Here is an 11353-nt window from a genome sequence, read left to right as displayed (position 1 = left end):
AAAACACGTGAGAAATATGAAGAATATCGTAAAATTGTGCCGTCTATCACACAAGATCGCCAATTTCATAAAGATATCGAAGCAGTTGCACAATATCTTAGAGATGATGCGTACAATAACGCATAATTTCAAATTAATTATCATAATTTTACAATTACTTGAAAAGTTCAAAAGACTTTGCTATATTAAAAATAACTTAATAAAACATTGTTCGTAGGCCAAGTAGCATTAATCACGCGATTTCAGAGAGCTTGTGGTAAGTGAGAACAAGTAATCGCTATTCATGTGAATCTACCTACTATATGAGAGCAATCGGTAATAACCGTTATTTTAGTTAAGTGCAATTTAAGGTAATCGATATGACGATTTATTTTAAATTGTTAAATAGGGTGGCAACGCGTAGACCACGTCCCTTGTCGGGGATGTGGTCTTTTTTTATTGTTTACAGCACGAAGTCATCCAAAAATATAATATTTTAAACACTTGGGAAAGGATGAAGGTTACATGTTAGATATTCGTTTATTTAGAAATGAACCAGACAAAGTTAAGAGCAAAATTGAATTAAGAGGAGACGATCCTAAAGTAGTCGACGAAGTTTTAGAATTAGACGAACAACGTCGTCAATTAATCGGTAAAACAGAAGAAATGAAAGCAAAACGTAATAAAGTCAGCGAAGAAATTGCACAGAAAAAACGTAACAAAGAAAATGCTGACGACGTAATCGCAGAAATGCGTAACTTAGGAGACGAAATTAAAGAAAATGATGCGAAATTAAACGAAGTAGATAATAAAGTAAGAGATATTTTAATTCGCATTCCAAACTTAATCAATGATGACGTACCTCAAGGTGAATCAGATGAAGAAAACGTTGAATTGAAAAAATGGGGTACACCTCGTGAATTCAATTTTGAACCAAAAGCGCACTGGGATTTAGTAGAAGATCTTAAAATGGCTGACTTCGATCGCGCTGCTAAAGTATCAGGTGCCCGTTTCGTATATCTAACAAATGAAGGTGCACACTTAGAACGTGCATTAATGAACTACATGCTTACTAAACATACGACACAACACGGTTACACTGAAATGATGACACCACAACTTGTAAATGCAGATACAATGTTTGGTACAGGTCAGTTACCTAAATTCGAAGAAGACTTATTTAAAGTTGAAAAAGAAGGATTATATACAATCCCAACTGCTGAAGTACCATTAACAAACTTCTACAGAGACGAAATCATTCAACCAGGTGTGTTACCTGAAAAATTCACAGGACAAACAGCATGTTTCCGTAGTGAAGCAGGATCAGCTGGACGTGACACAAGAGGTTTAATTCGTCTACACCAATTCGATAAAGTTGAAATGGTACGTTTCGAAAAACCTGAAGATTCTTGGGATGCCTTAGAAGATATGACACAAAACGCTGAAGCAATTTTAGAAGAATTAGGCTTACCATACCGTCGCGTAATCTTATGTACTGGTGATATTGGTTTCAGTGCTAGTAAAACATATGACTTAGAAGTATGGTTACCAAGTTATAATGACTATAAAGAAATTAGTTCTTGCTCAAACTGTACTGATTTCCAAGCACGTCGTGCAAACATTCGCTTCAAACGTGACAATTCAGCTAAACCTGAATTAGCACACACTTTAAATGGTAGTGGTTTAGCAGTAGGACGTACATTCGCAGCTATCGTTGAAAACTATCAAAATGAAGACGGTACAATCACAATTCCAGAAGCATTAGTACCATTCATGGGTGGAAAAACTAAAATTGATAAACCAACAAAATAATAAACACAAAGAGTTCAATTAAAAGACAAAATCAATTTAAGTCTTATAGGCAATGACTGAATAAGTCATTGTCTTTTTTTTAATACTTTTAAAACAAAAATAGGGGAGGGGAAGCCCTTAAATAAACTTAAATTCTAGAGGTAAGTCTAAAAGAAGAAACAAAATTCTGAAATTTTACAAACACATTCATAACAATACTTATGAGTATTAGGGTTGTCTAACCTCACACAAACCGGTGTCTTAAGATATTGAATATAAAGAATAAATATATTAGACTTACTTTACTATTTTACCGGGAAGAATGGAGGCTGAATAAATGGCGCATCTTACATTTAAGCAAGGGGTAAGAGAATGTATTCCTACATTATTTGGATACGCTGGCGTAGGTTTGTCATTTGGTATTGTCGCAGCCTCTCAAAAATTTAGTATTTTAGAAATTATTTTATTATGCCTCATTATTTATGCAGGTGCAGCACAGTTTATCGTTTGTGCTTTATTAATTGCTGGCACGCCTATATCTGCAATTGTCCTTACAACACTTATTGTTAACTCAAGAATGTTCCTATTAAGTATGACCTTAGCACCTAACTATAAGCATTACGGCTTTTGGAATAGGGTAGGACTCGGCACATTACTCACCGATGAGACCTTCGGCGTTGCTATTACTCCTTATATTAAAGGCGAAAAGATTAATGATCGATGGCTTCATGGTCTCAATATTACAGCTTATTTATTTTGGACCATTTCATGTGTGGCAGGCGCATTATTTGGTAAATACATCTCTAATCCCAATGCATTCGGTTTAGACTTCGCCATTACTGCAATGTTCATCTTTTTAGGCATCTCTCAATTTGAGTCAATTAAGAAATCACGCCTTAGAATTTACATTTTATTAATTATCTGTGTGGTTGTGTTGATGCTTACATTGAGCTTAATGATGCCATCATATGTAGCGATATTAATTGCGGCAACTGTGACGGCAGCTTTAGGGGTGGTGATAGAAAGATGAACACAGACTTACATACATTCACACTTATTATTTTATGCGGAATTGTAACGCTACTGATGCGAATTATTCCATTTATCTTAATTTCGAGAGTGCATTTACCAGAAATTATCGTTAAGTGGCTCTCGTTCATTCCAATCACACTATTTACTGCACTTGTCATCGACGGGGTCATTCAACAACACGACAACGCATTTGGATATACGCTAAATCTTCCATATATTGTCGCTATCATCCCCACTGTCTTTCTCGCTATCTTCACTCGCAGTCTGACTGTCACAATTGTTGGCGGTATCATTATTATTGCTTGTTTACGCTTTTTCTTTTAATTTCTGAAAATGACAGCAAAACATTGAAGTCATAAAAGAAGTTAGATAAAATCGAATTAATTAGAAAATTTAGAAAATTAAAATTGAAACTAACAACAGTAATATCACACAACTAAATTGATAAAATCTTATTTCGAGAAGCTGAGGGAATTGGCCCAACGATGCTTCAGCAACCGACTAGCAATAGCACGGTGCTACAACCAACGAGTATCTCGAATGATAAGTACTGAATCGCTTCTTACTTGTTCATTTGAGTAAGAAGCTTTTTTAGTAAGAGGAGGTAGCGATAAGGATGACGAATTATAAAGTAGATACGTTAGAATTAGGCACATTTACAACTGAATCTGGCGAGACAATAGACAATTTGAAACTACGTTACGAACATGTGGGATACCCAGGTCAACCACTTGCAGTCGTATGTCATGCATTAACAGGTAACCACTTAACCTACGGCACCGATGATCAGCATGGATGGTGGCGCGAAATTATTGATGGTGGTTATATCCCGCTTCACGATTACCAATTTCTAACATTCAACGTTATCGGTAGTCCCTTCGGCTCCAGTTCCAAGCTCAATGACCCTAACTTTCCAGAGCACCTCACGTTAAGAGATATTGTTAAAGCGATTGAGAAAGGTATTCAGGCGCTCGGTTTCAAGAAGATTAATATTCTTATAGGTGGTAGTCTTGGTGGTATGCAAGCGATGGAATTACTATATAACAATCAATTTCATGTCGATAAAGCCATTATTTTAGCTTCAACGGATAAGACGTCATCTTATAGTCGCGCATTTAATGAAATTGCACGCCAAGCCATTCACCTTGGTGGAAAGGAAGGTTTAAGTATTGCGCGTCAACTCGGTTTCTTAACATATCGTTCTTCGAAAAGTTATGATCAACGATTTACACCTGAAGAAGTCGTGAGTTACCAGCAACATCAAGGCGATAAATTCAAAAATCGTTTCGACTTAAAATGCTATTTAACACTGCTGGACGTCTTAGATAGTCATAATATTGATAGAGGACGAGATGACGTAGACGAGGTGTTTCAATCATTAGAAACTAAAGTCTTAACCATGGGATTTATAGATGATTTACTTTATCCTGATGACCAAGTCAGAGCAGTAGGGGAGAGGTTTAAATACCATCGTCATTTCTTTGTACCCGATAACGTTGGCCATGACGGCTTCCTCCTCAACTTTAACGATTGGGCACCCAATTTATATCACTTCCTAAACTTAAAACAATTTAAAAGGAAATAAACAACGACCGTCTCATTACAATAAAGGATTACAATCGCCCATTGCGATTGCATAAGTGCTACTAATTAATGCATACGCATTAAAAGTAGCGCTTTATTGTTAATTTTTGGCAAAGAGGTTAAAATAGAGGTTATAGTCAAAAAGTATGGGAGTGGCGTGTGTGTTTTCAAAAATACAACCTAAAGCAACTATTATTGCAACAATTTCATTACTTATAGTCGCTTTAGTAACACATGTATTACCTATTCTCGGCTTAATTTTATGTTTATTTGCAACGATTCCAGGCATCGTGCTATGGAATCGATCTGTACAATCATTTGGAATTAGCGCATTAGTAACAGTTATTCTTACAACGTTATTAGGTAATACATTTGTCTTAAGTATGATGGTACTGATCTTAATTTTAAGTTTTATCATCGGTCAATTACTTAAGGAAAGAACTTCAAAAGAAAGAATTCTATATATTTCAACGGCTTCAATCAGTTTAATCACATTGATTGGATTCATGTTATTACAATCATTTGAGAAAATCCCAAAAGCAGCCGTATTAATTAAGCCATTTAAAGATGCAATTCATGATGCCGTCTTAACAAGTGGAGTAGATTCTAACTATAGACAGATGTTTGAGGAAGTTTTCCGACAATCAACGGTTCAACTCCCTAGCTATCTCATTATAGTCATTTTCCTTTTAATCTTAATTAATCTGATTATTACATTTCCAATTTTACGAAAATTCAAGGTCGCAACACCTATTTTTAAACCATTATTTGCTTGGCAAATGAGCCGTACATTATTATGGATTTATCTTATAGTTCTCATATGTGTTATGTTTGCGAACCAACCAGGCACATTCCAAAGCATCGTTTTAAACTTTGAAATTGTGTTATCATTAGTGATGTATATCCAAGGTTTAAGCGTCATTCATTTCTTTGGTAAAGCTAAGAAATGGCCGAATGCCTTAACGATATTCTTGATGGTGATAGGGACATTAATTACACCACTCACACATATCGTAGGATTACTTGGCGTTATTGATTTATGTATTAATTTGAAACGAATAATAAAAAAATGATTATTAAATAGTGATTAGAGGTGGAAAAATGAACCGTCAATCCACTAAAAAAGCGCTGCTCATACCATTCATATTAATGGTACTTACAGCCATTGCATTAGTCATCGTATGGTTTATTTTCAACCAAATCGTCGCAGGCATTGCTGCAGCAATCCTCGTCGTGATGATTATCATTAGTGGCGTGTTATTGAGACAAGCTTTTCTTAAAATGGATAATTATGTGGATGATTTAAGTGGTCATATCTCGGCAAGTAGCAATAAAGCAATCAAGCATTTGCCTATAGGGATGATAGTGTTAGATGAGAATAATCACATTGAGTGGATGAACCAATTCATGACAGAGCACGTTGAAACGAATGTGATTTCTGAAAATGTAAACGAAGTCTTTCCTAACATATTAAAACAATTAGAAAAGGTTCAAGAAGTAGAAATAGAACATAACAGCTATCATTATCACGTGCGTTATTCAGATAATGAACATTGTTTATACTTCTTCGATATCACAGAAAGTGTACATACAAGCGAATTGTATGAGGATTCAAAGCCAATCATCGCAACGTTATTCTTAGATAACTACGATGAAATTACACAGAATATGAACGATACACAACGTTCAGAAATCAACTCAATGGTTACACGTGTAATTAGCCGTTGGGCACAAGAGTTTAACATTTATTTCAAACGTTATAATTCAGATCAGTTTGTTGCATATCTCAATCAGAAGATTCTAGCAGAACTTGAAGATTCAAACTTTGAAATTTTAAGCCAGTTAAGAGAGAAGAGTGTCGGTTACCGTGCACAACTTACACTAAGTATCGGTGTCGGTGAAGGGACAGAGAACCTTATCGACCTCGGTGATTTATCACAATCTGGTCTAGACTTAGCACTTGGGCGTGGTGGTGACCAAGTTGCCATTAAGAATATGAATGGTAACGTTCGTTTCTACGGCGGTAAGACTGACCCGATGGAGAAACGTACACGCGTACGAGCTCGAGTGATTTCTCACGCATTGAAAGATATCCTCACTGAAGGCGACAAAGTAATTATTATGGGACATAAACGTCCTGACTTAGATGCAATTGGGGCAGCTATTGGTGTGTCACGCTTTGCATTAATGAATAACTTAGAAGCTTATGTCGTTCTAAATGAGTCTGATATCGACCCAACGTTACGTCGTGTAATGGATGAAATTGATAAGAAACCTGAATTGAAAGAGCGTTTTGTCACATCAGACGAAGCTTGGGATATGATGACATCTAAGACGACAGTCGTTGTCGTGGATACGCACAAGCCTGAGATGGTCTTAGATGAAAATGTTTTAAATAAAGCAAACCGTAAAGTCGTTATTGACCACCATAGACGTGGCGAAAGCTTTATTTCAAACCCATTATTGGTATATATGGAACCATATGCAAGTTCGACTGCAGAACTTGTTACTGAATTATTAGAATATCAACCGACTGAACAAAGATTGACACGTCTAGAATCAACAGTCATGTATGCAGGTATTATCGTAGATACAAGAAACTTCACATTAAGAACAGGTTCAAGAACATTTGATGCGGCAAGTTACTTACGTGCACATGGCGCAGATACAATCTTGACTCAACACTTCTTAAAAGATGATGTAGATACGTATATTAATCGTTCTGAGCTCATTCGAACAGTGAAACTGCAAGATCATGGCATAGCAATTGCACATGGCTCTGATGAGAAAATCTATCATCCTGTGACGGTTGCACAAGCAGCCGACGAGTTGTTAAGTTTAGAAGGTATCGAAGCATCTTATGTTGTAGCAAAACGTGAAGATAATCTTATTGGTATCTCTGCACGTTCACTAGGTTCCATCAATGTTCAACTTACTATGGAAGCATTGGGTGGCGGTGGACACCTTACAAATGCAGCTACACAAATTAAAGGTGTTACTATAGATGAAGCAATAGAACAATTACAACAAGCAATTACAGAACAAATGAGTAGGAGTGAAGACGCATGAAAGTAATTTTCACACAAGATGTTAAAGGTAAAGGTAAAAAAGGCGAAGTGAAAGACGTACCTGTAGGTTACGCAAATAACTTCTTACTTAAAAACAACTATGCTGTAGAAGCAACTCCTGGTAACTTAAAACAATTAGAACAACAAAATAAACGTGCTGAAGCGGATAGACAACAAGAAATTGATGAAGCTAAAGCATTGAAAGAAAAATTAGAAAATATCGAAGTGGAAGTATCAGCTAAAACAGGTGAAGGCGGTAAATTGTTTGGTTCAGTTAGTACAAAACAAATTGCCGAAGCACTTAATAAGCAACATGATATTAAAATTGATAAACGTAAAATGGATTTACCACAAGGTATTCACGCATTAGGTTACACAAACGTACCAGTTAAACTAGACAAAGAAGTTGAAGGTACAATTCGAGTACACACAGTAGAACAGTAATTTAAAACGTTACTTTAGTGATGCTTATAGAATTAACGGATATCTATCATTCACTCACTTTGTTGCGACGCTTTCCCAGGGCACAAGATCAGCCTATAGTCTTCGCTTAGCGCTTTTCCCTCGGGAGTCGCGCAACATTGTTCGTTGATTTTAATTCACTAGTAATTTCGAAATAATAAAGATGGATTGAAATAAGAGGTGTAAGCAAACAATGGATGGAATGTATGAGCAAAATCAAATGCCACATAGCAATGAAGCTGAACAATCTGTCTTAGGTGCCATTATTATAGATCCAGAATTGATTAACACAACTCAGGAAGTCCTTCTTCCTGAGTCGTTTTATAGAGGCGCCCATCAACATATCTTCCGCGCAATGATGCATCTGAATGAGGACAACAAAGAAATCGACGTTGTCACACTCATGGATCAACTCTCAAGCGAAGGAAGTTTAAGTGAAGCGGGCGGTCCACAATACCTCGCAGAACTATCGACAAACGTACCGACAACGCGCAATGTTCAATACTACACAGATATTGTCTTTAAGCATGCATTGAAACGTAAGTTAATTCAAACTGCCGATAGTATCGCGAATGATAGCTATAATGATGAATTAGAACTAGATACTATTCTAAGTGACGCCGAACGACGTATCCTTGAACTTTCTTCTACAAGAGAAAGTGATGGATTTAAAGATATTAGAGATGTCTTAGGTCAAGTCTATGAAACAGCCGAAGAACTCGACCAAAATAGTGGTCAAACACCTGGTATTCCAACAGGTTATCGAGATCTTGACCAAATGACAGCAGGCTTTAACCGTAACGATTTAATTATATTAGCGGCGCGTCCTTCAGTAGGTAAGACTGCCTTCGCACTTAATATCGCACAGAAAGTAGCGACACACGAAGATATGTTTACAGTTGGTATCTTCTCTCTAGAGATGGGTGCCGACCAACTCGCAACACGTATGATTTGTAGTTCAGGCAACGTTGATTCTAACCGTTTAAGAACAGGTACAATGACTGAAGAAGACTGGAATCGTTTTACGATTGCGGTAGGTAAATTATCACGCACGAAGATTTTCATAGACGATACACCAGGTATTCGTATCACTGATTTACGTTCTAAATGTCGTCGTCTTAAACAAGAACACGGCCTCGATATGATTGTGATTGACTACTTACAATTAATTCAAGGTAGCGGGTCTCGTTTCTCAGACAACCGTCAACAAGAAGTCTCTGAAATTTCACGTACACTTAAAGCAATTGCGCGTGAACTTGAATGCCCAGTGATTGCATTGAGTCAGCTTTCACGTGGTGTGGAACAACGTCAAGACAAACGTCCGATGATGAGCGACATTCGTGAATCTGGGTCAATCGAGCAAGATGCTGATATCGTCGCTTTCTTATACCGTGATGATTACTATAATCGCGGTGAAGGTGATGAGGACGACGATGATGCAGGTTTCGAACCTCAAACAAATGATGATAACGGCGAAATTGAAATCATCATTGCTAAACAACGTAACGGCCCGACAGGTACCGTTAAGCTTCATTTCATGAAACAATATAATAAATTTACTGACATTGATTATGCTCATGCAGAAATGTCATAAAATATTTTTCCGTACGATAAACTAACTACAAGTTTTATTGTACGGTTTTTATTTTGATTTACTCCTTTGAAATCATTTGAAGTATGTATATCATTTTCCGGAAAATAAACCTAAAAGCACTGATATAACAATACTCAACCCCGCATAAAAGTAAAAACAAAATTAACAAATTGCAAACAACCTATAGCGATTTAATGTTCGATTTTTATTTGCAAATTCATAATCATATTGGTAGAATATCTAATGGTTAAATGAGAAAAACTTGGAGGTGCTCTTATGTCATCAATCGTAGTAGTTGGGACACAATGGGGAGACGAAGGTAAAGGTAAAATTACAGATTTCTTAGCAGAACAAGCAGATGTGATTGCAAGATTTTCAGGTGGTAATAATGCGGGACACACAATTCAATTTGGTGGAGAAACGTACAAATTACATTTAGTACCATCAGGTATTTTTTATAAAGATAAATTAGCAGTTATTGGTAATGGTGTAGTAGTAGATCCAGTCGCATTATTAAAAGAATTAGACGGTTTAAACGAACGTGGCATTTCAACAGACAACTTACGTATTTCAAACCGTGCACAAGTCATCTTACCTTATCACCTAGCTCAAGACGAATATGAAGAACGTCGTCGTGGAGATAATAAAATCGGTACAACGAAAAAAGGTATCGGCCCAGCTTACGTAGATAAAGCACAACGTATTGGTATTCGAGTAGCAGACTTATTGGAGAAAGATACATTCGAACGCCGTCTTAAAGAAAATATTGAATATAAAAATGCGTATTTCAAAGGAATGTTCAATGAAACATGCCCTACGTTTGATGAAATCTTTGATGAGTACTATGCAGCAGGTCAACGCTTAAAAGAATATGTCACAGATACAGCTAAAATCTTAGACGATGCAAACGTTGCTGATGAAAAGGTATTATTCGAAGGCGCACAAGGTGTGATGTTAGACATCGACCACGGCACATATCCATTCGTTACATCTAGTAACCCAGTTGCAGGTAACGTGACAGTAGGCACAGGTGTAGGCCCTACATCAGTCTCTAAAGTCATCGGCGTATGTAAATCATATACTTCACGTGTAGGTGATGGTCCATTCCCTACTGAATTATTCGACGAAGATGGACATCACATTAGAGAAGTTGGCCGTGAATATGGTACAACAACAGGACGTCCACGTCGTGTAGGTTGGTTCGACTCAGTTGTATTACGTCACTCACGCCGTGTAAGTGGTATTACAGACCTTTCTATCAACTCAATCGACGTTTTAACTGGCTTAGATACAGTTAAGATTTGTACAGCTTATGAGTTAGATGGGGAAGAAATCACTGAATATCCTGCTAACTTAGATCAATTAAGACGTTGTAAACCAATCTTTGAAGAACTTCCAGGTTGGACAGAAGACATTACAGGATGCCGCAGTTTAGAAGAACTCCCTGAAAATGCACGCAAATACCTAGAACGCATTTCAGAATTATGTGGCGTACACATTTCAATCTTCTCTGTAGGCCCAGACCGTGAACAAACAAACTTATTAGAACAGTTATGGTAAACCAAGATTTAAAAGAAAACTGAGATATCAAATGATGTCCCTGCTCCTCAAAAGACCGATTCGTCTTATTAAAACGAGTCGGTCTTTTACATTATATATAGAAGAAAATAGTTCAGCTTCAAATATCTTTACAATTCACACCATACGCTCAACACTTTTATAGCAATATTTCTCCTTTATTAACCCACAAAAAATATTGTTAAATTTATGTAAAAAATAGCTTGTCATCAAAAGAATAGCTATGCTATAATCTATCTTGTGCTTAAGAACGGCTCCTTGGTCA

General features: G+C 36.7%; 10 protein-coding genes, 1 riboswitch and 1 other annotated feature. All 10 genes read left to right on the top strand.

Going from position 1 to position 11353, the window contains the following annotated elements; all coding sequences use genetic code 11:
- Positions 1-126 (top strand): hypothetical protein (locus tag HMPREF3264_RS13075; RefSeq protein WP_371106813.1); only part of this gene is annotated, 126 nt, incomplete at its 5' end.
- A 74-nt stretch (positions 127-200) separates the two neighbouring features.
- Positions 201-417: a binding site (T-box leader), on the top strand.
- Between the two features lie 87 nt (positions 418-504).
- Positions 505-1791, top strand: a complete 1287-nt coding sequence (gene serS / locus HMPREF3264_RS00135) for a serine--tRNA ligase (protein ID WP_037541780.1) — start codon at positions 505-507, stop codon at positions 1789-1791.
- 316 nt (positions 1792-2107) lie between these two features.
- Positions 2108-2800: an AzlC family ABC transporter permease gene (locus tag HMPREF3264_RS00130; protein WP_070871530.1), complete on the top strand. Its 693-nt coding sequence runs from the start codon at positions 2108-2110 to the stop codon at positions 2798-2800.
- On the top strand, positions 2797-3126 hold the full coding sequence (locus tag HMPREF3264_RS00125) for an AzlD domain-containing protein (RefSeq protein WP_044466535.1): 330 nt from the start codon (positions 2797-2799) through the stop codon (positions 3124-3126). The genes HMPREF3264_RS00130 and HMPREF3264_RS00125 overlap by 4 nt, the downstream gene beginning before the upstream one ends.
- 125 nt (positions 3127-3251) lie before the next feature.
- Positions 3252-3352, top strand: a riboswitch (SAM riboswitch).
- Between the two features lie 66 nt (positions 3353-3418).
- The gene (locus HMPREF3264_RS00120) at positions 3419-4387 is read left to right on the top strand and encodes a homoserine O-acetyltransferase MetX (RefSeq protein WP_070871529.1); all 969 of its coding nucleotides are present in this window, start codon (positions 3419-3421) and stop codon (positions 4385-4387) included.
- 145 nt (positions 4388-4532) lie between these two features.
- Positions 4533-5459 (top strand): YybS family protein, encoded by a 927-nt coding sequence (locus HMPREF3264_RS00115; RefSeq protein WP_103212233.1) that lies wholly within the window; start codon positions 4533-4535, stop codon positions 5457-5459.
- 28 nt (positions 5460-5487) lie between these two features.
- On the top strand, positions 5488-7455 hold the full coding sequence (locus HMPREF3264_RS00110) for a DHH family phosphoesterase (protein ID WP_037541779.1): 1968 nt from the start codon (positions 5488-5490) through the stop codon (positions 7453-7455).
- A complete protein-coding gene (rplI, locus tag HMPREF3264_RS00105) occupies positions 7452-7898 on the top strand; it encodes a 50S ribosomal protein L9 (RefSeq protein WP_002445026.1) in 447 nt (148 codons plus the stop codon). The genes HMPREF3264_RS00110 and rplI overlap by 4 nt, the downstream gene beginning before the upstream one ends.
- A gap of 211 nt (positions 7899-8109) precedes the next feature.
- Positions 8110-9510, top strand: coding sequence for a replicative DNA helicase (dnaB, locus tag HMPREF3264_RS00100; protein WP_070871527.1), 1401 nt, complete (start codon positions 8110-8112; stop codon positions 9508-9510).
- 276 nt (positions 9511-9786) lie between these two features.
- Positions 9787-11070: an adenylosuccinate synthase gene (locus tag HMPREF3264_RS00095; RefSeq protein WP_044466531.1), complete on the top strand. Its 1284-nt coding sequence runs from the start codon at positions 9787-9789 to the stop codon at positions 11068-11070.
- The last annotated feature ends 283 nt before the right edge of the window (positions 11071-11353 follow it).

It is taken from the genome of Staphylococcus sp. HMSC62A08 (assembly GCF_001839105.1).
Classification (GTDB): domain Bacteria; phylum Bacillota; class Bacilli; order Staphylococcales; family Staphylococcaceae; genus Staphylococcus; species Staphylococcus caprae.
This window is presented reverse-complemented; position numbering and strand designations above follow the sequence as displayed.

Coding starts and splice junctions, on each gene's coding strand:
- dnaB (WP_070871527.1), top strand. CDS start 8,110: ATGGATGGAATGTATGAGCAAAATCAAATGCCACATAGCAATGAAGCT.
- serS (WP_037541780.1), top strand. CDS start 505: ATGTTAGATATTCGTTTATTTAGAAATGAACCAGACAAAGTTAAGAGC.
- rplI (WP_002445026.1), top strand. CDS start 7,452: ATGAAAGTAATTTTCACACAAGATGTTAAAGGTAAAGGTAAAAAAGGC.
- HMPREF3264_RS00095 (WP_044466531.1), top strand. CDS start 9,787: ATGTCATCAATCGTAGTAGTTGGGACACAATGGGGAGACGAAGGTAAA.
- HMPREF3264_RS00125 (WP_044466535.1), top strand. CDS start 2,797: ATGAACACAGACTTACATACATTCACACTTATTATTTTATGCGGAATT.
- HMPREF3264_RS00115 (WP_103212233.1), top strand. CDS start 4,533: ATGGGAGTGGCGTGTGTGTTTTCAAAAATACAACCTAAAGCAACTATT.
- HMPREF3264_RS00120 (WP_070871529.1), top strand. CDS start 3,419: ATGACGAATTATAAAGTAGATACGTTAGAATTAGGCACATTTACAACT.
- HMPREF3264_RS00130 (WP_070871530.1), top strand. CDS start 2,108: ATGGCGCATCTTACATTTAAGCAAGGGGTAAGAGAATGTATTCCTACA.
- HMPREF3264_RS00110 (WP_037541779.1), top strand. CDS start 5,488: ATGAACCGTCAATCCACTAAAAAAGCGCTGCTCATACCATTCATATTA.